Here is a 22,865-nt window from a genome sequence, read left to right as displayed (position 1 = left end):
TTGGCGCGAAAGTTCCATTTCGGTACCCTGGCGATAACAGGCATAGTGCCCCTTTTCCTGTTGAGCGCCAGAGCTCCCGGTTTCAGGTCTACTGTGCAAGACGCCCATCCTCACGCATACCTTCGCCCCGGCAAAACCGGCCCGGGCGGAAGACAGACTTCTATTGCCCCGCTGCTCCCGCAGCCCCTTTCCGCCGCAGTCCCCGACACCACCCCCGCCCTGTCCTTTACCGATACCCTGCATTTCCCGATATACGACCGGCGGGGAGACCCCGAGGGTACGCCCACGCCCTCCAGCATCGACCTGCAGGATCCCCCCGTGATCAAACGAACCGTCGAATACGACCCCGTTACCCGGCAGTACCGCCTGGAAGAGAAGATAGGCGACCGCTATTACCGCAAGCCCGGGGAGCTGGATTATCAAAAGTTCCTGCAGCGACAGGGCGAAAAAGACGAACAGGACTACTGGATGCAGCGGGCCGGTACCATGAGCCGGCTCAATCGCGATAACGGCGGACCGGCGCTCTACCGCGGCCCCCTGCTTTTTAACCGTACCTTCGGCGGCACCGGCGTGGACATCCGCCCCCAGGGCAACCTGAACCTCACCTTCGGCTATGAAGGCTCCAATACCGGCAACCTCATCCTGCCCGAAAACAACCGGCGGCAGGGAGGCTTCAACTTCGACATGGACATCAATATGAACGTGGTGGGCCAGATCGGCAGCAAGCTGAAGCTGACCAGCAGCTACAACACCCAGTCCACCTTCGATTTTGAAAAACAGATCCGCCTGGAATATACCGGCGACGACGATGAGATCATCAAAAAGATCGAGGCCGGCAACGTCAGCTTCCCGCTCCACAGCCAGCTGGTAACCGGCATACAGTCGCTCTTTGGCATAAAGGCCCAGCTGCAGTTCGGCCGGCTCGGCGTAACCACCGTTTTCTCCAACCAGCGCTCCCAGAAGCAAAACCTGATGATGGAAGGCGGCTCCCAGGTCAGCAACTTCTCCATCATGGCCGATCAGTATGAAGAAAACCGGCACTTCCTGCTGGCCCAATACTTCCACGACCATTATAACGAAACGATGGCCAACCTGCCGGTAGTGAGCTCGCAGGTACACATCACCCGGATGGAAGTGTGGGTGACCAACAAAACCGGCGCCACCATCAACGCCCGCGATGTAGTGGGGCTCATGGACCTGGGTGAAACAAAGCCTTACAACGGCAATATCCATCCGCTGACCAGCAATCCCCTGCCGGAGAACGGCGCAAACGACGAATACCAGCGCCTCGCCTCGGATCCTTCCGCCCGCAATACCGGCACGGTGATCAGCCGGCTGCAGGCCATAGGGCTCCAGCCCGTTCAGGATTTTGAAAAGACGTTTGCGCGAAAACTGGACTCCACCGAATATACCTACAACGATCAGGTAGGATTTCTTTCATTGCGCCAGCAGCTGCAACCGGACGAAGTGCTGGGGGTGGCTTTCCAGTACACCTATAACGGACGCGTATTCCAGGTAGGCGAGTTTTCCCAGGACATACCGCCCGACTCCGCACGCGCGCAACCCCAGGTGATCTTCCTGAAGCTCCTCAAAGCTACTTCCGCCCGCACCCGCCTCCCCATATGGCAGCTGATGATGAAAAACATCTATGCCACCGGCGCCTTCCAGGTGAGCCGGGAAGATTTCCGGATGGATATCTTTTACCAGGACCCGGGCAGCGGGGATAAACGTTACCTCCCGGACGCACAGGGGCCCTATGAAGGCAGGCCGCTCCTGTCCATTCTCAACCTCGACCGGCTGAACAGCAACAACGACCCCCAGCCGGACGGGGTATTCGACTTTGTCGACGGGTTTACCATCAACACGCAGGACGGACATATCATCTTCCCGGTCCTCCAGCCCTTCGGCAAGGACCTGGCCAAGGCCTTCGACGGCAACAGCCAGCTGATGCAGAAGTACCTGTTCCAGGTGCTGTACGATTCCACCAAGACCATTGCGCAGCAGTTTCCGCAGTTCAACCGCTATGTCATGCGGGGGACCTACAAGGGCTCATCCTCCTCCGAGATCTCGCTGGGCGGGCTGAACATCCCGCCGGGATCGGTAACCGTTACGGCGGGTGGCCAGCAGCTGCTGGAAAATGTGGATTACGTGATCGATTATTCGGTGGGTCAGCTCAGGATCATCAACCCCGGCGTGCTCAATTCCGGACTGCCCGTGAACGTACAGTTTGAAAGCAATGCGGCCTTTGGACAGCAAACGCGGAATTACTTCGGGGCCCGTCTCGATTATTATGTCAACGACAAGCTCACCATCGGCTCCTCGGTGATCCGGATGACCGAGCGGCCCTATTTCTCTACGGTAAACTACGGCGAAGATCCCATCAGCAATACCATCGGCGGGTTCGATATGAACTACCGATCAGAGCTGCCCGGCCTCAACCGCTGGCTGGACAAGCTGCCAAACTACAAGTCCAGCACCGCCTCCACCATCAATGCTACCGGCGAGGTAGCCCGCCTTTTCCCCGGCCATTCCAAGCTGATCGGGAAAGGCGATGACGGCAGCGTGCTCATCGACGATTTCGAAGGCGCCCGCAACTCCTACGATCTCAAGACGCCCTACTACAACTGGGTGCTGGCCTCCACCCCGCAGGGGGCCACGGGCACCGAAGGACAGGAGCTGTTTCCCGAAGCCACGCTCACCGACTCGCTCGAATATGGCATGAACCGGGGCAACCTGGCCTGGTATACCATCGAGCAATCTCTCGTCGACGGCAGCAATGCGCCTGATTATATCCGGAACGATAAGCAGATGCGCTTGGGACACTATGTCCGCACCATCAATCCGCAGGAGCTGTTTCCCGACAAACGCGACCTGGATTTCGGACAGATATATCTCTCCACCTTTGACCTGGCCTATTACCCCAACGAACGGGGCCCTTATAACTTCAGCAGCAGCACGTCGGATGTGGATGCCAACGGCCGCCTGCTTCATCCCGAGAAAAGATGGGGCGGTATCATGCGGGCCATCGACAACACCGATTTCGAGACCTCCAATGTGCAGTACATCGAGTTCTGGGTCATGGACCCCTTCCTGGACAACCCCACCAGCTCCGGCGGCGACCTCTATATCAACCTCGGCAACATTTCCGAAGATATCCTGCGCGACGGCCGTAAATTCTTTGAGAACGGCCTTCCGAAACCTGCGGAAACCAACAAGGTGGACACTTCCATATGGGGCCGCACACCGCGGTTCCAGCAGCAGATCACCAATGCCTTCGATAACGACCCCGCCGCCAGGGCTTACCAGGACGTGGGGTACGATGGCCTGGACAACAACGAGGAAACAAAATACCGGCAACAGTACCTGCTGGAGCTGATGCAGCACTTCGGCCCCAACTCCAAGATCTACCAGGACGCGCTGACCGATCCCGACAACGATGATTTCCATTTTTACCGCGGCGCCGATTACGACCAGCAGAAGCTGAGCGTGCTGGAGCGTTACAAGCGTTTCAACAATTCCGAGAACAATGCGCCCGTCGCCAGCGGAAAAGACCGGTATCCAGCCGCTTACTCCAACCGGCCCGAAACCGAAGACATCAACAACGACAATACCCTGAACGAGACGGAAGAATATTTCCAGTACCGCATAGAGATGAAACCGGGTATGAACGTAGGCGACAACTTTATCGTAGATAAGGTCACCATCCCTGCCAACGACAAGAACGGCCCCCTCAGTGCGGAGACCTGGTACCAGTTCCGCGTTCCCATACAATCTTACAACAAAAAGGTCGGCGATATCCCCGACTTCAAGTCCATCCGCTTTATGCGGATGTTCCTGACCGGCTTCCGGGACAGCGCCATCCTGCGTTTTGCCAAGCTGGACCTGGTGCGCAACCAGTGGCGGCAGTACAACTACAAGCTGAATACGCCGCCCGGCCAGCCACCCATACCGGTGGACGACGACAATACCGGCACCACCTTTAACATCTCTGCGGTAAACCTGGAAGAGAACTCCGGACGCGTGCCCATACCCTATCAGATCCCGCCGGGAGTAAAACGCCAGCAGCAGCTGAGCGCCAACAACGTGAACCAGTACCTGAACGAGCAGTCCATGACCCTGAAGGTCTGCGAGCTGCAGGACGGGGACGCCAGGGGCGTTTTCAAACCCCTCGCCATGGACCTCCGCCAGTTCCGCCGCATGAAAATGTATATCCATGCCGAAGAGGTTACCGGACAGGGAGCGCTCCGGGATGGCGACCTCGCCGCCATCATCCGGCTGGGAAGCGATTTTAACGATAACTATTACGAATACCGTATCCCCCTGCGGGTTACCAGTCCGCAAGGCCCCTTCAATACCGCCACCATCTGGCCGGACTCCAACCAGCTGAACATCGACCTGACCATGCTGCCCCGCATCAAACAGCAGCGCAACCAGGAGAACGTTTCCCCGCTGAGTCCCTATACGGTACAGGACAACCTGGGCAACTACATCACCGTGGTCGGCAATCCCAACCTGGGAGATGTGCGGAATGCCCTTATCGGTATCCTCAACCCCAAGAAGACCGATCCCAACAGCCCCGACGACGGCCTTCCCAAATGTGCCGAAATATGGGTGGATGAGATGCGGGTATCCGATATGGATGAAAAAGGCGGCTACGCCGCCGTAGGCAGGGTGGACATGCAGCTTTCCGATCTGGGTACGGTATCCGTATCGGGGGCCATGCATACCCAGGGATTCGGCAGCGTGGATCAGCGGATCAACGAGCGTTTCCGCGACAATTACACCCAATACGACATGGCGGCCAACCTCGAGCTGGGCAAGCTGCTGCCCAACAAGCTGGGGCTGTCCATACCCGTATATGCCGGCTATTCCCAGACCATCAGCAACCCGGAATATGATCCCTATGACCTGGACATCAAGCTGAAGGATAAGCTGCGGCTCGCCCGCAGCCAGCACGCAAGGGATTCCATCCGCGAGCAGGCGCAGGATTTTGTGGCCATAAAAAGCTTCAACATCACCAACATGCGCAAGCTGCCCGGCGCCGGTAAAAAGAACAGCCACCTCTGGGATATCGAAAACTTCGACCTCAGCTACTCCTTCACCCAGACGATGGAGCACAATCCGCTGATCGAAAGGGATATGCTCACCAATCACCGGCTGGGTATCGGTTATAACTATGCCGGACAGAGCCGCTTTATCACACCCTTCCGCAACCTGCTGGGCGGTAAATCAAAATATCTCGACCTGATCCGGGACTTCAACTTCAACTATGTTCCCTCGATCATCAGCCTGCGCGGCGAGATCAACCGGCAGTTCGGCGCCACCCGGGTGCGTAACATCGGCGGGGGACCGTATAAGATTCCCGAGACCTACGATAAGTATTTCACATTTGACAGGTACTATACCCTCAAGTGGGATCTCACCCGTTCGCTGACGCTGGACTTCACGGCCCTCAACAACTCGCGCATCGACGAGCCTTACGGCCGCCTTAATACGCCGTCCAAACGAGACACGGTCTTTAACAACCTGCTCAACCTGGGCAGGACCACCATGTACCACCATACGGCCAACCTCACCTATACCCTGCCGCTGAAGAAATTTCCATTGCTGGACTGGACCAATGTCCGCTTCGGCTATGCCACCGATTACAGCTGGACGGCCGCTTCGCGCCTGGCGCTTTACCTGGGGAACGCCATCGAGAACAGCCACCAGACCCAGGTCAATGCCGATCTGAACTTCACAGCGCTGTATAACAAGTCCAGGTTCCTGCGTGAAATTGCCGCCCCGGCGCGGCCCGCTCCGCAAAAAACCGGCAGCAATGCCAAAGACAAAAACAGCAGCGACGGTATATCGCCGGTGCTGCGCGCGCTGATCCGGCCCCTGCTGTCACTGAAACGCGTTACGATCAATTACAGCGAAAACGCCGCCACCCGCCTGCCGGGATATGTGGACAGCACTTCCGTGCTGGGACAGAACTGGGGCAGCATGGCCCCCGGGATGAAGTTCCTGTTCGGCTGGCAGCCGAACGACGCCTGGCTGGACGATATCGGCCGGAAGGGATGGATCACGCACGACAGCCTGTTCAACCTGCAGTATCAGCAGCAGTATACCAAGCGGCTCGATGCCCAGGCCTCCCTCGAGCCCTTTGGCGGCCTGCGGATCGACCTGAGCCTGACCCAGTCTTTTTCCAAGACCCACTCGGAGCTGTTCAAGGATACCACGGGCAGCGCAGGACTGGCCCATTTGAATCCGTATGATATGGGCGGGTTCCAGATCTCCTATATTTCCATTAAATCCCTGTTCGGTAAAGAAAAGATGCTGGGCGACATCCCGAAGACCTTCCTCGACTTTGAAAACTACCGGAAGGTCATCTCCAAACGGCTGGGCACGGAGAACCCCTATACCAACGGACAGAAAAACCCCAAGGACCCGGATTATTACAAAGGATACGGACGGTATGCGCAGGATGTGCTCATCCCTGCTTTCCTGGCGGCCTACACCGGCCGGGATCCGGATAAGATCGGTCTGCTGAAGAACGGCGGGGGCAGCGTACGCTCCAATCCCTTCAGCGCCTACAAGCCGCTGCCCAACTGGCGGATCACTTACAACGGCCTGAGCCGGCTGCCTTTCTTCAGCAACTTTGTCACCAACATGACCCTGTCTCATGCCTATACCTCTTTGCTGAGCATGAACAGCTATAACTCCTCGCTGATGTATGCAGATCCGCTGCGTTATGGCTACCCGGGCTTTATCGATCCGAATTCACTCTCGGGGGATTATATCCCCTACTTCCTGGTGCCCAATATCACGGTTACCGAACAGTTTGCGCCGCTGCTCGGGATCGAGGCTACCTTTACCAACAACCTGAACGTGCGTTTCGCCTACAGCAAGAGCCGTACGCTGAGCCTTAGCCTGATCGACTTCCAGCTGGCGGAGATGCGGTCCAGCGAAATCACGGTAGGCGGCGGCTTCCGCGTCCGCAACCTGAGCCTGCCGTTTAACCTGGGCAATGGTAAAAAGAAACTCAACAACGACCTGAATTTCCGGATCGACCTCAGCTTCCGGGACGACAAAACAGTAAACAACCGGCTGGATGCCGATCTGATCATTCCTACCAGCGGGCAGCAGACCATCGGCATCTCGCCCTCCATCGACTATGTGGTGAACGACCGGCTGAACCTGCATTTCTTCTATGACCGGCGGCAGACCATTCCGGCCATCTCATCTTACTTCCCGCAGTCCAATACCCAGGCAGGCGTTACCCTGCGTTTTGTGATGGCGCGATAAGGGTGAAGGGTAAAAGGCGAAAGGCGTTTAAATTTGGTAATTTGATGATGTGCTGATTTATTTCGTGCACAATGATCTTTAGTGGTCTCAATGAACGCTCCGCGTTTGATGATTACTTAATCATCAATAAAAGCATTTTGTACACGAAATATCAAATCTCCAAATTATCAAATCATCAAATCAACTTGTGGAAATAATGCGCATCCGCCTGCGCCGTGGAGGTCACCACCAGGTCGTTGATGCAGACATGCGGGGGCAGGCCGGCGCAAAAGAAAACGATCTCCGCGACATCCTTTCCTTCCAGCGGCACAAAGCCCTTATATACTGCTTCCGCTTTTTGCGCATCGCCTTTGAAACGGACCAGCGAGAATTCCGTTTCCACCGCCCCGGGATGTATGGCGGTTACCTTAATACCATAAGGCAGCAGATCTATACGCATGGCTTTGGACAGCGCATCCACGGCATGTTTGGTGGCACAGTATACGTTACCGTTAGGATAAACCCCTTTGCCGGCGGTGGACCCGATATTGAACACATGTCCTTTCTTTCCGGCCTGCATCCAGGGAAGCACCTGCCGGGAAACGTATAGCAACCCCTTGAGATTGGTATCGATCATAACCTCCCAATCGTCGATATCCCCTTCGGAGACAGAGGCCAGTCCCGCAGCCAGCCCTGCATTATTGATGAGCACGGCAATCTTCTTCCAGGCTGCCGGTAATCCTTCCAGCGCGGCATGCACCGCCTCCCGGTCGCGCACATCGAAACAGAGGGTATGTATCTGTATATCGCCGGCCTGTTCCAGCTCCTGCTTCAGCGCAAGCAGACGCTCCTCTCTTCTTCCCGTAAGGATCAGGTCATATCCGCCGGCGGCAAACTGCTGCGCACAGGCTTTTCCGATACCCGAGGTGGCCCCGGTGATCATAGCGATCGGTCTAACTGTCGTCATGGTTTTTCGGTTTCGTATCCAGTAAATGGCAAAGTGCGGCAAAAGTGCGGATGATACCGGCGGTTACCGGCAGGGGCAATTCCAGCATGCCCATATGCGCTACCGCTTCAAAGATATGTATGGAAGCAGTGGGCGGCAGGGATACCTGCCGGAGAAGATCTTTCAGGGGAGCGGCTTTATCCTCTTTCCCCAGGATGAACAATACGGGCACTTTGCTCCCGCGCAAAGCCGCAGTGGCGTCCGGCCGTTCCATCATGGCGCGGTAATAAGCTTCCATCGAGGCTACCGCCATTTCCTCACGGCTACGGATCAACGCGGTAAGCTGGTTTCGTTGTGTATCCCTGAACCGGCCGGCAAACATATCCGGTATCATCTGACGGAGAAAGGCAGCCCCGCCATAGTCATGCATCAGCTGTATGGACTTCAGCCTTCCGTTTTTTTTCTCTTCCGTATCCGGAAAGGCAGTGGAATGGAACAGGCCCCAGCCCCGCAGCAGCTGCGGGTACTGCGCTGCAAAGCGCAGGGTGATGTACCCGCCCATGGAATGCCCGATCATAATGCAGGAAGTGATCTGTTCCTGTTGCAACATGGCATAGACGGCTTCGGACATCGTAGCGATACCGAGGGGGTGGGTCAGCGGAGAGGCGCCGCTGCCGGGAAGATCGGGTACCAGCAACCTGAAATGCGGCTTCAAGACATCCATATGCGCTTCCCAGATGCTGCCGTCCATGGGAAACCCATGGATCAGCACCAGCGGAAACCCGCTGCCTGCATCCCGGTAGGACATGCCGCCGGACGAGGCGGGCAATGCTTTTGTGGCCAAATAGGGCATGATTCGTTTATAAGGTTAAAGGTAAAGGGTTAAAGGGGAAAGGCGCTTAATAATTTGATGATATGCCGATTTGGTGATGTGCTGATTATTTCATTATCAAATCATCAAATTTCCAAAGGCGAAGCCTTCACTGAGACCACTAAGAAATCATAATGCGCGAAGTAAATCATCAAATCAACCCGAAACCTCAAACCGGAAACCGGAAACGTTTGTAGATCCGAAAAGCGCGTACCGCCAGCACCAGGATCACGGGAAACATTTCCGGCGGCAGCGCCTGGGGCAGAAACAGCCAGCCGGCCAGCACGAGCAGGGCCAGCGCAAAGGTCAGCAGGGCATACCGCTTCACCCATAAGGCATTCCGCTGGGTAAAGAAGCTGAACGGGAGGTGAAGGGGAATGGCCCAAAGCAGGTTCCAGTTCTGCGAGCAGGCCTGGTGATCGGTGCCATACCACATGAACAACATCAGACAGCCCAGCAATCCCGTCAGGAAAAAAAGACAGCGGTCTATCCAGGGCTGTATGCTTTTGTATCGCTGTCCGGGACCTACACTGAAGAGCAGCAGCAACACCCCCAGCGCGATGAACCACCACAACGGCATTTCCCAGAAGGGGGGCGCCGGCCGTGCGGTCTGCAACGGGGTGTACAGCACGCGTTTCTCCCGCACCAGCAGCTGCCCGTTTACCGAAGTGCTGTCCAGCGCTTTCATCAGATAATCGGGCAGGAACATGGACTGCCAGCTGTTTACCATCACATCCGCGGGCCGGCCCAGCAGAAGATTCATGCCCAGCCTGGACCAGGCATGCCGGTCCATATAGGGATTAAAAAGCAAACGAAAGGTGCTGCCCTGGGGTATCAGCTGATCCGGCATCTGCCAGCTGTTGCCCAGTATGCCGGCAAAAACATCCCGGGGCCGCGTAGAGCAGTTGTCATAGAAAAAATCATATTTGTAGGAACGGTTCTCGGGCCGGGCGTTGTTGCGCAAAAACGCAAAGATGGATTCACGGTCCACACAGCTCAGGTTCAGCACCTGCTCGGTTACGCTGCGTTCCTCTTCCCGGTAAGCCGCCATAAAATCGGAAAAGCGGTCGGCCGAAAGGTAGTAGAGCAGCTTGCCCCGGATAAATTTCTGATAAAAATGAGGGTCGGAAAAATCGAAAGTTCCGTAATTGAATACCACATCCATGCCGGTAGCAGGATCCGTCGCACGGATACCGGTATGTCCGAAGATGGAGTACAGATCGTCCCCGACACCGATGGTGAGCAGGCTGATCCGGAGTGTACAGGAATCCGGCGCGGGAGCAGGCTGCGTCCGGCCCTGCCGGGGAAGCAGCGATAAAGATGTAACGACAAGCAGGAACAGTAACCTGTTTTTCATAACCGATATAAACCCTAAAGTACAGGTTATCCGGGAGAAGCAGGCCGGTTTTTTTACCGGCTGTAATTCGGGGCTTCCTTGGTGATCACGATATCGTGGGGATGGTTCTCCTGTACGGTAGCAGCCGTTATCTTGATCAGCTGCGCCTGCTGAAGCGCCCGGATATCCTTGGCGCCGCAATAGCCCATACCGGCGCGCAACCCTCCGACAAACATCTGCACCACCTCATTCAGCGACCCCTTGTAGGGTACCCGTCCCACGATGCCCTCGGGCACCAGCTTTTTGATATCGGCTTCCACATCCTGGAAATAACGGTCCCGGCTGCCTTCCGACATGGCCTCGATAGAGCCCATACCGCGGTAGGATTTGAATTTGCGGCCTTCGTAGATAATGGTTTCTCCGGGGCTTTCTTCCACGCCGGCAAAAACAGACCCGGCCATGATGCACGAAGCGCCGGCAGCCAGCGCCTTCACCATATCGCCGGTATAGCGGATGCCGCCGTCGGCAATAACGGGAACCCCCGTACGCTTAATGGCGTTAAAGGCTTCCATGATGGCCGTCAGCTGGGGCATGCCCGCGCCGGTGACTACCCGGGTGGTACAGATGGAGCCCGGCCCCACCCCTACCTTCACCGCGTCGGCGCCCGCATCTACCAAAGCCTTGGCCCCGGCACCGGTGGCCACATTCCCGGCAATCACAGGCAGATCGGGAAACTGTTGCTTGATCTTTTTCAGCGTGGCGATCACGCCGGCGGAATGACCATGGGCGCTGTCCAGCCCCACCACATCCACGCCCACGTTCACAAGGGCCTCCACGCGCTCCAGCATATCGGCGGTGATACCGATGGCAGCGCCGGCCAGCAGCCGCCCGTAGCGGTCTTTCACCGCCAGGGGGAAGCTCTTCAGCTGCAGGATATCGCGGTAGGTGATCAGGCCGATCAGCTTGCCCTGCCGGTTTACCACGGGCAGCTTCTCGATCTTGTATTGCTGAAGTATCTTCTCCGCCTTTTTCAGGTCTGTTCCTTCCGGGGCGGTAATCAGCTTTTCGCGGGTCATCACCTCGCTGACAGGGCGACGGTTGTTTTTTTCGAAACGGAGGTCGCGGTTGGTCAGTATGCCGACCAGCTTGCCGCTGCCGTTAATGATCGGAATGCCCCCGATCTTGTTTTCCTTCATGAGCTTCAGCGCCTGCCCGATGGTAGCGGTTTCGGGGAGCGTCAGCGGGTCGAGGATCATGCCGCTTTCCGAACGTTTTACCTTCCGGACCTGCTCGGCCTGCTTCTCGATGCTCATGTTCTTGTGCAGGATGCCGATGCCGCCCTCCCGGGCCAGAGCAATGGCCATGCCCGCCTCGGTCACCGTATCCATGGCGGCGGAAACCATGGGTATGTTCAGCCCGATATCCCGCGTAAGCCGGGTGGAAATGTTCACTTCCCGCGGCAATACCTCGGAATAGGCCGGCACCAGCAGCACATCGTCAAATGTTAATCCTTCTCCGAAAAATTTAGACTTTGAGGGGGGCATAAGCAATTATTAAGGTATAAAACCGAGCATGATAATCCCGCCTCCACAGAGGCGCGTTTTTAATATGCGAGGTTCCATCTGACCATTAAAAAACAAATATTAACAGATGAAATAATTGCACGCAAATTTACGTCAAAAAAAGCATCCGGCAACCGTCGTCGCAAATCCTGCCCGGAAAGACAGGCCGGCCACGCCGCCCGGCCGGAACAACTCCGGGCTGCGGCAAGGCGACAGACGGCAGAATCCCGGCCGTTATGTACTTTTACGCTGGTAAACCCGGCCGCATCCGGAAAAATAAAACCAGTACTATGGACGACCAACAGCACGGCTTTGGTTCCGCCTGCATACACGGCGGACACAGCGCGGATCCGCGCTATGCGCATCTGACGCCGATCTACGCCACTTCCACCTATCTGTTTGACACCGCTCAGCAAGGCATGGACCGCTTTACCGGCAAGGAAGAAGGATACATCTATGCCCGCTTCGGGCACCCCAATGCCACCGAGGCGGAGCAAAAGATCGCCCTGCTCGAGACCCTGGGACTCAGCGGACCGGACGGACAGCCCCTGCAGGCCGCCGCCCTGCTGCACGGCTCCGGCATGGCCGCCCTGAACACCCTGTTTCTGGCCCATCTCAAGGCGGGAGACAAAATTCTGACCCACCATTCGCTGTACGGCGGCACCGACGAGGTGTTCCGAAAGATCCTTCCCGGGCTCGGCATCGAGGTCCTCTTCGCGGATCCCGAAGCGCCGCAGTCCGCTGCCGCCCTGCTGGAGCAGGATCCCGCTATCCGCCTGATCTACCTGGAGACGCCCACCAACCCCACGCTTCGCTGTGTGGACCTGCAGACCTGGATCGGTCTGGGCCGGCAGTACGGACGGCTTACCGCGGTAGACAATACTTTTGCCACCCCTTACCTGCAGCAACCTTTCCGCTACGGCGCCGATTTTGTCTTTCACTCCACCACCAAATACCTGAACGGACACGGCACCGCCACCGGCGGCATCCTGATCGGCAGGGACCGCGATCATATGGCGCAGGTGGTCACCAAGACCTACCGCCTGCTCGGCGGCGGCGGCAGTCCTTTCGACGCCTGGCTGCTCAGCCTCGGCATCAAAACCCTCGAGCTCCGTATGGAGCGGCACTGCAGCAACGCGATGGCGGTAGCCCGCTTTCTGGAGCAGCAACCCGAGGTCGGCCGGGTACACTATCCGGGGCTGGCCGCACACCCGGACTACCAGTTGGCGCAGCAGCAGATGAAAATGCCGGGGGCCATGATGAGCTTTGAGCTGAAAGGAGGCCTGGAAGCCGGTAAAAAGTTTATCGACAGCCTGCGGCTCTGCGTGCGCGCCGTTTCGCTGGGCACCTGCGATACCCTCGTCAGCCATCCCGCCTCCATGACCCATTACGGCGTGGCCAAAGCAGAGCGGGAAGCGGCGGGCATCACGGACGGACTTATCAGGCTCAGCGCAGGCATCGAGAATGTGGAAGATATCATCAGCGACCTGGAACAGGCGCTTTATCAGGCGAAAGGTGAAAGGTGAAAGGCGAGAGGCGAAGCCTTCACTGAGACAGATAAAAAGACATGGTGCACGAAGTAAATTATTGAATCAACTTTGGAATCTCAAACCTCAAAACAGAAATCCTCCATGACCATACGGATCCGCAGGGCAAAGGCAACAGACTGCGCCCGCCTGCTTGAGCTGGTAAGGGAGCTGGCGGAATACGAAAGGGCGCCCGCCGAGGTGACCGTCTCCCTCGAACATTTTACCGAAAGCGGCTTCGGCTCCGCCCCCGTATGGTGGGCCTTTGTAGCCGAAGATACCGCGCCGGAGGCGGGGGAAAGCCCGCGGGTGGTAGCGTTTGCCTTATATTATATCCGTTTCTCCACCTGGAAAGGGCAGCGGATGTTCCTGGAAGACATCCTGGTCACGCAGGACATGAGAGGAAAAGGCATCGGCAAGATGCTGTTTGACCGGCTCATCGAAGAAGCAAATGAACGCGGTTTCAAGGGTATGACCTGGCAGGTGCTCGAATGGAACGAACCGGCCATTCGTTTTTATAAAAAATATCAGGCAAGCTTTGATCCCGAATGGATCAACTGCAGCGTGGATCTTTAGCAAAGACAGCGCTAATCGGCGAGAGCCGGCAGGTCAGCTGACGCCGTCTGTCTCCGCTTCCCGGCTGATCTTGGCGATCAGCCCCTGCAGCACCTTGCCGGGACCGAACTCGGTAAAGCGGGTAGCCCCGTCGGCCACCATGGCCTGAACCGACTGGGTCCAGCGCACGGCTCCGGTCAGCTGGTTAACCAGGTTCTGCCGGATAGTATCGGCATCATCCACGGCCGTGGCGCTCACATTCTGATATATGGGGCAGGAAGGTTGATGAAAGGTCGTATTTTCAATAGCCTGCTGCAGCTGCAGCCTGGCCGGCTCCATCAGCGGCGAATGAAAAGCGCCGCCGACCGGCAGGGGAAGTACCCGCTTGGCGCCGGCAGCCTTCAGCCGTTCTCCGGCGAGCTCAACGCCGCGTTGTGTTCCGGAAATCACTACCTGTCCGGGACAGTTGTAGTTAGCCGGCACCACCACCTCGCTGCTTTCGCGCGCCGCTTCGGCGCAGAGCTCCTCCACCCTTGCATCCTCGAGCCCCAGCACGGCAGCCATCGTGGAAGGGTGACGTTCGCAGGCCTGCTGCATGGCATTGGAACGGATCACCACCAGCTTCAGCGCATCCTCGAAGTCCAGCACCCCGTTCGCCACCAGCGCCGAAAATTCGCCCAGGGAATGACCGGCCACCATATCGGGTTTCCCTCCGTGACAGAGGAAGGCGATGGTAGCATGCAGAAATACCGCAGGTTGGGTAACATTCGTTTGCTTCAGCGCTTCCGCTGTGCCCGTGAACATGGTATCGGAAATGGAAAACCCGAGTATATGATCGGCCTTCCCGAACAGGTCACGGGCCCGGGCATCGGCATCATAAAGCGATTTTCCCATACCGGGAAACTGGGAGCCCTGCCCCGGAAAAACAAAGGCATGTTTCATCTGTCAAGTAATTGATTTTTATTTCGGTTCATAATGACTTTAAAAGGTCTCAATGAACACTTCGTGTTTCAAGGGTTAGATCCGCCGGCCATTGCCTTGCAGCGGACAGGTGCATCTGCATTATACCGTCATGATCTCCTTCTCCTTGGTGCCGCAATGTTTGTCGATCAGCGTACTGTGGCTATCGGTCAGCTGCTGGATCTCGCTTTCCGCATCTTTGGCCGAATCCTCGCTGAGCCCTTCCTTTTGCAGCTTTTTGACCATCTCGATGGCGTCCCGTCGGATGTTGCGGATGGATACCTTGGATTGCTCCCCGGCGCCATGTACCTTCTTCACCAGCTCCTTGCGGCGTTCCTCCGTAAGCGGGGGCAGGAAAAGCCGGATATATTGCCCGTCGTTCTGCGGGTTGATACCGATGTTGGCGGCGATGATCGCGCGTTCTATGGGTTGCAGCAGCGGCTTCTCCCAGGGTTGGATGGAGAGGGTGCGCGCATCTACTACGTTGATATTGGCTACCTGCGCAAGCGGTACCTGCGAGCCGTAATACTCCACGGTAATGCCATCCACCATCTGGGGATTGGCTTTACCGGCACGGACCTTGGTCAGCTCCGTTTCCAGGTGGCTGATCGCCTTTTGCATATTTTCGCGGGTATCGGACAGGATGAGCTCCAGTTCGTCTTGCATAGCGGGTAAGGTTGGTTGTTGAATCTGCAAACGTACAAAAAGCCGCCGATATTACCATTTTGACGGCTCGCCATTTTGATGTAGGTTTGGGCGCCAAAATAAAGTGTTTATGCCAACCTTACAGGATATTGCCAGCCAGGTACGCCGGGACATCGTCAGAATGGTACATGAGGTGCAAAGCGGCCACCCCGGCGGTTCTCTGGGGTGTGCGGACTTTCTTACCGCCCTCTATTTTAAAGTGATGAAACATAATCCTTCCTTCCAGATGGACGGAAAGGATGAGGATATCTTTGTACTCTCCAACGGCCATATATCGCCGGTATTCTACAGCGTGCTCGCACGCTCCGGCTATTTCCCCCCCGAGGAGATGCATACCTTCCGCAAGATCAATTCCCGGCTGCAGGGCCATCCCGCCACTGCCGAGCATCTGCCGGGCGTACGTATTGCCACCGGATCCCTGGGTCAGGGTATGAGCGTGGCCATCGGCGCGGCCCTCGCCAAAAAGCTCAACAAGGACCCCCGTTTTGTTTTTTCGCTGCATGGCGACGGAGAGCTGGACGAAGGACAGGCCTGGGAAGCCATTATGTTTGCCGGGCATCATAAGGTAGATAACCTGATCTCCACTATCGACTGGAACGGACAGCAGATCGACGGCCCCACCCGCGAGGTCATGGATCACCGCGACCTGGGCGCCAAGTTCGAGCAGTTCGGATGGAAGGTGCTGCACCTTGATAACGGCAACGACGTCGACGCCGTCGTGCGGAGCCTGGAAGCTGCCAAAGAGTATGCCGGGAAAGGACAGCCCATTGCGATCATGATGAACACGATCATGGGCAAGGGCGTGGACTTTATGGAAGGGGATTTCCACTGGCACGGCATAGCGCCCAATGACGAGCAGCTGGCCAAGGCCCTGGAGCAGCTCCCGGAAACCATGGGCGACTACTAAAGCGCTGCTTTAATTCAGCCGCACTTCCTGCCGGGAAGCCCGCAGCGCGGGGTACCAGGAAGCCAGCAAAGCAATCACGAGGATCGTTACGGAAACGAGGATAAAGTCGCTCCCCTGCATGCTCACGGGATAGGCCTGTACCACAAAGCTGTCGCCCGGAATGCGGATCAGTCCGAAATGCTGCTGCAGCAGACAGAGCGCCAGGGCAATAAAGATGCCGATGGCCGCCCCCACCAGGGCAATCAGCATTCCCTCGGCAAGGAATATACGCCGCACCCCGCTGTTTCGCATACCCATCGCCTTCAGGATGGTGATGTCTTTTTCCTTTTCGATGACCAGCATTGACAATGAGCCGATCATGTTAAAGGCGGCAATGATCAGGATAAAGGAAAGGATGGCATAGACGGCCCATTTCTCCACCTCCATCACATTATAGAGGGAGCGGTTCTGCTCATACCGCGTCTGCACCTGGTAACGGCTGCCGAGCAGCTGCTGTACCCGTTGCTTTACGGCATCCATATCCTCCGGTATTTTCAGGGAAATCTCCAGCGCGGATACTTCGCCGGGCTTTAAATCGAGCAGGCTGCGCAGATAATCGAGGTTGGTAATCACATAATGATCGTCGAAATCCTGCTGAATGGCGAAGGCGCCTACCGGATAAATCTGGCCGCGCTTCAGCGCCTGCTCCGGTGAAAGAAACTGACGGACATGCCGGTCCGGCATATAGATGGCCAGCGGAATGAAGCTCCGCTTTACATCGATCCCCAGGGCGGCCTCCACCCCTACGCCCACCACGGCAGTGGGCGCGTCTGTCCGGCCCGTGTTGTATTCCCCGCGGACGATGCGCTGCGCGATGCCCGAAACGTCGCGGTAATTGCGCTGCACTCCTTTGAGCACGGCAATGACCTCCCCGCCGTTGTTGTACTGCAGCACCGCCTTTTCTTCCAGCACCTCAGCGATATCCTTTATACCGGGAACGGCATGCAGCTGCCTGAGCGTATCGGGCGGCACCAGGATGGTCTTTCCCTCGACAGGACTGACCTTCAGGGCGGGATAAAAAGAGGAATAAAGGGATTTTACCAGGTCTTCAAAACCGTTGAAGACGCTGAGCACAATGATCAGCGCCGCCGCCCCCACCGCAATGGCAATCATGCTGACCCAGGAAATGATATTGATGGCCTGGGTGGACTTTTTTGCGATAAAATACCGGGATGCAAACTGCAGGATCAAAGGTCGGCGGTTTTAAAACGGGATCAGGAACGCCCGGCCTCGCCGGATTCATCTCGGGAAGCATCGGAATCATGGATCTGCTTGAACAGCGCTTCCATCTTAAAAACATGGTCCAGGGTATCGTCCAGGAAAAACTGCAGCTCCGGTATACGGCGGACCTGGTTTTTTATGTGGGCGGCCAGCACCTTTTTGATCTCCCGGCCGCGTTCCTTTATCCTTTCCAGCATGGCGGCGGTATCCGCAATGTTAAACAGGCTGAGGTATACCCTGGCTTCCAGCAGGTCCGGCGTCATCCGGACCGCAGACACGGAGATCATGCCTCCGTCCACCACATTCAGTCCCTCCCGGCGGAGGATATCGCTCAGCTCCTGCTGGATCAGCTTACCGACCTGTTTCTGCCTTTTACCTTCTTCCATAAGACTGTCGTTGATTATTGTCGTAAATTTACGCCCTTTATACGGATTCCCCGTCAAAGGCCGGAATTCCGGCAAAAAGGATACCATGAAGAGTTTATTCCCGGTGTTCCGCTACCTCAGGCGTCATACCCGTGCCATACTGCTTTACTTCGTCTTCAACCTGCTTTCCATCCTGTTCTCCCTCGTATCGCTGGCCATGCTCATCCCCTTTCTGCAACTGATCTTCGGAGAAACGGACCTCGTCTATACCCGGCCGGCGTTCGTGCTGAACGCAAGCGCCCTGCTGGACACGTTCAACTATTACCTGTCCGGCATCATCATCCGCCAGGGCAGGATACAGGCGCTGGGCTTTGTCTGCATCACGGTGGTGATCGCCATTCTGCTTAAAAATCTTTTTCTTTACCTGGCTTCCTATATCAACTCCCCCATTCGCAACGCGGTCATCAACGACATGCGGACCGACCTGTTCAATAAGGTCGTCCGCCTGCCGATCGGCTATTTCTCCGAAGAACGCAAGGGGGATATCCTCAGCAGGATGACCAACGATCTGCAGGAGGTGGAAGTATCGATCATCAGCTTTTTGGAAACGGCTTTCCGCGAACCTTTCAACATCATTATTTTTCTGATCGCCCTGGTAACGCTCAGCCCCCAGCTGACCCTCTTTCTGCTGGTGCTGCTCCCGGCTACCGGCCTGATCATCGGCCGGGTCAGCAAGTCGCTGAAGCGGCATTCCACGGCCGGACAGGAAAAGCTGGGCAGCATTCTTTCGCTGATCGATGAAACGGTGGGCGGCATGCGCATCGTAAAAGCCTTTAATGCAGAAAGACAGCAGCGTCTCAAGTTCACGCATGAAAACAATGAACTTTTCCGGATCAAGAACCGGATCAACCGGCGGCGCGACCTGGCCTCGCCCATGTCCGAATTCCTCGGCATCGTGGTGCTGTGCATCGTGCTGTATTTCGGAGGACGCCTGGCGCTGGGCGATCCGCCGCTGATGAGCGCGGCCAGCTTCATCGGCTATATCGCGATCTTCACCCAGATCATCAATCCGCTGAAGACCTTTTCCACCGCCTCCTACAATATCCAGAAAGGGAAAGCCAGCGCGGAAAGGATACAGAAGATCCTCGACGCGCCGGAGCAGATCGTGGAAAAGCCGGATGCAAAAGCGCTGCGCCGCTTTACCTCCGCGATTGAGTTCAGGGATGTCAGCTTTGCCTATTCCACCCAGGATGCCGGAATAAAACCGGTACTGAAGCACATCAACCTGCGCGTGGAGAAAGGAAAGATGATCGCCCTGGTCGGTTCCTCGGGTGCGGGCAAGTCCACCCTGGCCGATCTTATCCCCCGCTTTCACGATGTCAGCGGCGGAGCGTTGCTGCTGGACGACACCGACATCCGGGATTACCGGATCGAGGACCTGCGGCGGCTGATGGGTATTGTGACCCAGGAGCCCATCCTGTTCAACGATACCATCTTCAACAACATTGCGCTGGGGGCCGGCGGCGTCACTGAGGAGCAGGTAGTGGCCGCGGCGAAGGTGGCCAACGCCCACGAATTCATTATCCGGAAGGAACAGGGTTATCACACCAATATCGGCGATCGCGGCGTAAAGCTCAGCGGGGGGGAACGCCAGCGGCTGACCATTGCGCGGGCGGTTTTAAAGAACCCGCCCATCCTTATCCTTGATGAGGCTACTTCTTCCCTCGACACCGAAAGCGAACGGATGGTCCAGGAGGCCATCAACAACCTCATGCAAAACCGCACCAGCATCGTCATCGCGCACCGGCTTTCCACCATCCAGCATGCGGATGAGATCATCGTGCTCAGCCAGGGAGAAATCGTGGAACGGGGCCGGCACCAGGAGCTGGTCAATGCCGGCGGCTTCTACAAACGGCTCGTGGATATGCAGCAGTTTACCGATTGATCCGGCAAGGCGGCCGTCAGTCTTGTTTGCCGGGAACTGCCGGGGGATTGAACACATTACAGACATGCAGTGAATCATTCCTGAACTGATAAGGACCTTCATATCCGGTATCTCCCAGAAAATGGCTGATAAGCGCAATGGAAAGCGGATAAAACCAGGAGCCCAGCATGATGTGCGTACGGGCAGGGTCCTCATCCCTCAACTCGGCGAAGGCCTTTTTTTCACCTTCTTTCCATATCCAGTGCGGACGCGGAACCCAATCTGCGGGCACACTGTCTCTCCGATGCAGCAACCATCCGCCATGCTCCGTATCTTCATGCATCAGGGCATGCGCGAGATATTTCCTGGCGGCCAGCTGCAGGTCCTCTCGGCGATAGTCTGTAAGCGCGGCAAGATTCGCCATCATATAGGCGCCGTCGAAATCGGGACAGTCCGATCCGCCCGGCCAGAAGGAGCCGTCGCTCAGCTGGCAGGCCAGGGTGGAATCAACATTCCGTTCAAGCGAGCGCAGCGTCCAGCCCTGGGCAAAATAGATCGGCGTAATATGAATGGTTCCGAATAACGCGTTGGACAGGTCTGCGCCGTACTGTGTACCCCAGAAACCCGTTTTTTCATCCAACAGCTCTTCCAGCGCCGGGAACATGCCCTGCTCCAGCACCCGGTCAACCTCGGTTGCCCCGAACCAGTCCCGCATGGCCATCAGCACGGTAGCCGCTGCCAGTACCTGGTTGCCGGCCGCCCAGGGATTGCTCCAGTCGTAATGCTTCACCCAGCGGTACAGCCTGCCGGCATCCAGCAGGGGCATGGCAAACTGTAACTCCTGTGCCGCAGGGTATCCCAGTATGCGAAGGGCCCAGATGTTTCCCCGGGTATAATGCCATACCGGCTCAAGCTCTTCCAAACTACGGACGCGCCGCACGTCATCCGCCTTTCCGGAAAAATACCCCTGTTGGGTCTGCCGCTGCCGGAACAGCTCCGCCCATTGACGCCGCGTTGTCTCCGGAAGCAGGGATAACTCACCAAACAGATCGAGGATGTGCGCGGCATGATAAGATCCGTAAAAGCTTTCGTCCTCGCCGGCTTCTTTCCGGTAAATGCCCGGCTTATCTCCTATTTTCATCGCCTCCACGAAGCGCAGCGTGGTCTGCTTGATCTGGTCGTAACCGGGGGTTCCCGTTATATGCATAGTCGGTTTATTTTTTTAGATATAAAGCTGATTTATCAGCGATCACTACCGGATAGTCAGGGACCGGTATACCTGTAAAGCGATATTGCCGGCCGCTTCTTTTCCAGTGATCTGCCGGTATCCGATATACCTTGCCGGAGATCAGGTCCACTAAAACAGGACGGGTGAATTTGCCGGTCACGGTTACCGATACGGCAACGGGAATAAACGCTTCCGACGGACGGGCTGCATGATTCCAAAGGGTGATCAGCGAGGCATGCGAGGACCGGCGTCGGTAGTGAAAGACAGATATATCCGGACCTTCGGCAGTGATCCCGGCCCCGGGCACCAATTCCAGCCGGTCATCAAACAGGCTCATGACATGTTGAACCGCGTAATAGGAGAGCTTGGGTCTGTCGATCGTCTTATCCGGATTGGTCTTCAACAGTCCTTTGGTGTTCAGACCGAGCAGATGATCCCCGGGCCCGTAGCGAACATCGCTGATCGTAAATACGTTGGTGGCAATGCCCCTTCCGTGATCGCCCAGCATGCGGCGCAAATCCCATTTTGCCTGGCTCAGCTCCGTCCAGTCAAATTGCGTAAGCGCCCCTACCGTGCCTTTGGCAGGTGTGGAAGGAGCTCCGTTCTCACCCTGCATGAATTTAATACGGGGATTGTACTTCCAGACAAATTTGCGCATCTGCTCTATCTTCGGATAAGAATCGTCGGGATTCGGGGCATACCCGTGGTAGGTCAGCACATCGATCAGGTCAAGCGCGTTTTTTTCCCGGAGGCGTTCCATAAAGGGGCCCAGAAACCGGAGCGCCGGCACACCGGCCATGCCCAGAGCCCAAAGGCGGGCTTCCGGCTGTACGGACCGGATCATCCGGGCGGTACGGATATAAAAATCCGCGAATTCATCGCCCTGATTCTTGGCATTCAGATCCGGTTCGTTCCAGATCTCCCATTCGGCAACCTGGTTTTTATAACGGCTGACGATCGCTTTCACCCAGTTGTCCCAGGCCCGTAGTCCTTCCGGCGACGTAGGTATGCGTCCGGCCAGCTTGGCCTCCCCCCCGCCTTCGTAAATAGGGTTACCGTAGGAAAGCTCGACCCAGGGCCGCACCCCGCGCGCAAAAGCGTCTGGTATGATGGAATCCAGCCAGGAAAAATCATAGCGCCCTTTTACCTTCTCGCACTTTGCCCATCCTCCCTGCAGGCGGATCCGTTTGGCCCCCAGGGGACCCAGGTATGGCTTGTACGAATGATAATCGGCATAATCCCGGTCCAGCGTTTCACCGCCAATGGACCAGTCGGACGAAGCGATCTCCCGGGCAGACCGGCTCCGAAGCCTCCCGTCCAGGGGCCAGTCGGCCAGAACAGGTAAGGTATCGGAAATGACAGTAGAGGCAGGAGCCGTGACCGGACCTGATAAAGCAAATATGGCCTTTACCATAAAGACCGAAAAGACCAGGACAGAAAAAGCGTTGCGCATA

At 56.8% G+C, this 22,865-nt stretch carries 15 protein-coding genes; 5 read left to right on the top strand and 10 right to left on the bottom strand.

Going from position 1 to position 22,865, the window contains the following annotated elements; genetic code table 11:
* The gene (gene sov / locus ABD851_RS02510; protein WP_344974825.1) at window positions 1-7,287 is read left to right on the top strand and encodes a T9SS outer membrane translocon Sov/SprA; all 7,287 of its coding nucleotides are present in this window, start codon (window positions 1-3) and stop codon (window positions 7,285-7,287) included.
* A gap of 175 nt (window positions 7,288-7,462) precedes the next feature.
* Here the strand turns inward: sov and ABD851_RS02505 are convergent, their stop codons facing one another.
* From ABD851_RS02505 to guaB, 4 genes are all read right to left on the bottom strand, one after another.
* Complete coding sequence (locus ABD851_RS02505; RefSeq protein WP_344974823.1) at window positions 7,463-8,233, bottom strand: SDR family NAD(P)-dependent oxidoreductase; 771 nt, start codon at window positions 8,231-8,233, stop codon at window positions 7,463-7,465.
* Window positions 8,220-9,065, bottom strand: coding sequence for an alpha/beta fold hydrolase (locus ABD851_RS02500; protein ID WP_344974820.1), 846 nt, complete (start codon window positions 9,063-9,065; stop codon window positions 8,220-8,222). Before ABD851_RS02500 ends, ABD851_RS02505 begins: the two co-directional genes overlap by 14 nt.
* Window positions 9,066-9,252: 187 nt before the next feature.
* Complete coding sequence (locus tag ABD851_RS02495) at window positions 9,253-10,440, bottom strand: lipoprotein N-acyltransferase Lnb domain-containing protein (RefSeq protein ID WP_344974817.1); 1,188 nt, start codon at window positions 10,438-10,440, stop codon at window positions 9,253-9,255.
* A gap of 53 nt (window positions 10,441-10,493) precedes the next feature.
* Window positions 10,494-11,963 (bottom strand): IMP dehydrogenase, encoded by a 1,470-nt coding sequence (guaB, locus tag ABD851_RS02490; protein ID WP_344974814.1) that lies wholly within the window; start codon window positions 11,961-11,963, stop codon window positions 10,494-10,496.
* Window positions 11,964-12,271: 308 nt separating this feature from the next.
* Between guaB and ABD851_RS02485 the strand changes: the two genes are divergently transcribed.
* On the top strand, window positions 12,272-13,507 hold the full coding sequence (locus ABD851_RS02485; RefSeq protein WP_344974811.1) for a trans-sulfuration enzyme family protein: 1,236 nt from the start codon (window positions 12,272-12,274) through the stop codon (window positions 13,505-13,507).
* Window positions 13,508-13,612: 105 nt separating this feature from the next.
* Window positions 13,613-14,083 (top strand): GNAT family N-acetyltransferase, encoded by a 471-nt coding sequence (locus tag ABD851_RS02480; protein ID WP_344974808.1) that lies wholly within the window; start codon window positions 13,613-13,615, stop codon window positions 14,081-14,083.
* Window positions 14,084-14,116: 33 nt separating this feature from the next.
* On the opposite strand, the gene fabD is transcribed toward ABD851_RS02480, so the two are convergent.
* Both fabD and frr read right to left on the bottom strand, forming a co-directional pair.
* Window positions 14,117-15,004, bottom strand: coding sequence for an ACP S-malonyltransferase (gene fabD / locus ABD851_RS02475; RefSeq protein WP_344974803.1), 888 nt, complete (start codon window positions 15,002-15,004; stop codon window positions 14,117-14,119).
* A 120-nt stretch (window positions 15,005-15,124) separates the two neighbouring features.
* A complete protein-coding gene (gene frr / locus ABD851_RS02470) occupies window positions 15,125-15,688 on the bottom strand; it encodes a ribosome recycling factor (RefSeq protein ID WP_344974797.1) in 564 nt (187 codons plus the stop codon).
* Between the two features lie 109 nt (window positions 15,689-15,797).
* Here frr and ABD851_RS02465 point away from each other — a divergent pair, with 109 nt between their 5' ends.
* Entirely contained in the window at window positions 15,798-16,634 is an 837-nt protein-coding gene (locus tag ABD851_RS02465; protein ID WP_344974794.1) for a transketolase, read from the top strand.
* 9 nt (window positions 16,635-16,643) lie between these two features.
* On the opposite strand, the gene ABD851_RS02460 is transcribed toward ABD851_RS02465, so the two are convergent.
* Both ABD851_RS02460 and rbfA read right to left on the bottom strand, forming a co-directional pair.
* Window positions 16,644-17,864: an FtsX-like permease family protein gene (locus tag ABD851_RS02460; RefSeq protein ID WP_344974789.1), complete on the bottom strand. Its 1,221-nt coding sequence runs from the start codon at window positions 17,862-17,864 to the stop codon at window positions 16,644-16,646.
* A gap of 23 nt (window positions 17,865-17,887) precedes the next feature.
* Window positions 17,888-18,280 (bottom strand): 30S ribosome-binding factor RbfA, encoded by a 393-nt coding sequence (gene rbfA, locus ABD851_RS02455; RefSeq protein ID WP_344974786.1) that lies wholly within the window; start codon window positions 18,278-18,280, stop codon window positions 17,888-17,890.
* 85 nt (window positions 18,281-18,365) lie between these two features.
* Here rbfA and ABD851_RS02450 point away from each other — a divergent pair, with 85 nt between their 5' ends.
* Entirely contained in the window at window positions 18,366-20,204 is a 1,839-nt protein-coding gene (locus tag ABD851_RS02450; protein ID WP_344974783.1) for an ABC transporter ATP-binding protein, read from the top strand.
* Between the two features lie 16 nt (window positions 20,205-20,220).
* Here ABD851_RS02450 and ABD851_RS02445 read toward each other — a convergent pair whose 3' ends face one another.
* Both ABD851_RS02445 and ABD851_RS02440 read right to left on the bottom strand, forming a co-directional pair.
* Entirely contained in the window at window positions 20,221-21,390 is a 1,170-nt protein-coding gene (locus ABD851_RS02445) for a hypothetical protein (RefSeq protein ID WP_344974779.1), read from the bottom strand.
* A gap of 7 nt (window positions 21,391-21,397) precedes the next feature.
* Entirely contained in the window at window positions 21,398-22,864 is a 1,467-nt protein-coding gene (locus tag ABD851_RS02440; RefSeq protein ID WP_344974777.1) for a GH39 family glycosyl hydrolase, read from the bottom strand.
* Window position 22,865 lies beyond the last annotated feature (1 nt).

The organism is Compostibacter hankyongensis (assembly GCF_039541075.1).
Taxonomy (GTDB): Bacteria; Bacteroidota; Bacteroidia; order Chitinophagales; family Chitinophagaceae; genus Compostibacter; species Compostibacter hankyongensis.
This window is presented reverse-complemented; position numbering and strand designations above follow the sequence as displayed.

Coding starts and splice junctions, on each gene's coding strand:
- ABD851_RS02480 (WP_344974808.1), top strand. CDS start 13,613: ATGACCATACGGATCCGCAGGGCAAAGGCAACAGACTGCGCCCGCCTG.
- guaB (WP_344974814.1), bottom strand. CDS start 11,963: ATGCCCCCCTCAAAGTCTAAATTTTTCGGAGAAGGATTAACATTTGAC.
- ABD851_RS02495 (WP_344974817.1), bottom strand. CDS start 10,440: ATGAAAAACAGGTTACTGTTCCTGCTTGTCGTTACATCTTTATCGCTG.
- ABD851_RS02505 (WP_344974823.1), bottom strand. CDS start 8,233: ATGACGACAGTTAGACCGATCGCTATGATCACCGGGGCCACCTCGGGT.
- frr (WP_344974797.1), bottom strand. CDS start 15,688: ATGCAAGACGAACTGGAGCTCATCCTGTCCGATACCCGCGAAAATATG.
- ABD851_RS02450 (WP_344974783.1), top strand. CDS start 18,366: ATGAAGAGTTTATTCCCGGTGTTCCGCTACCTCAGGCGTCATACCCGT.
- ABD851_RS02465 (WP_344974794.1), top strand. CDS start 15,798: ATGCCAACCTTACAGGATATTGCCAGCCAGGTACGCCGGGACATCGTC.
- ABD851_RS02500 (WP_344974820.1), bottom strand. CDS start 9,065: ATGCCCTATTTGGCCACAAAAGCATTGCCCGCCTCGTCCGGCGGCATG.
- ABD851_RS02440 (WP_344974777.1), bottom strand. CDS start 22,864: ATGCGCAACGCTTTTTCTGTCCTGGTCTTTTCGGTCTTTATGGTAAAG.
- ABD851_RS02445 (WP_344974779.1), bottom strand. CDS start 21,390: ATGCATATAACGGGAACCCCCGGTTACGACCAGATCAAGCAGACCACG.
- fabD (WP_344974803.1), bottom strand. CDS start 15,004: ATGAAACATGCCTTTGTTTTTCCGGGGCAGGGCTCCCAGTTTCCCGGT.
- ABD851_RS02485 (WP_344974811.1), top strand. CDS start 12,272: ATGGACGACCAACAGCACGGCTTTGGTTCCGCCTGCATACACGGCGGA.
- rbfA (WP_344974786.1), bottom strand. CDS start 18,280: ATGGAAGAAGGTAAAAGGCAGAAACAGGTCGGTAAGCTGATCCAGCAG.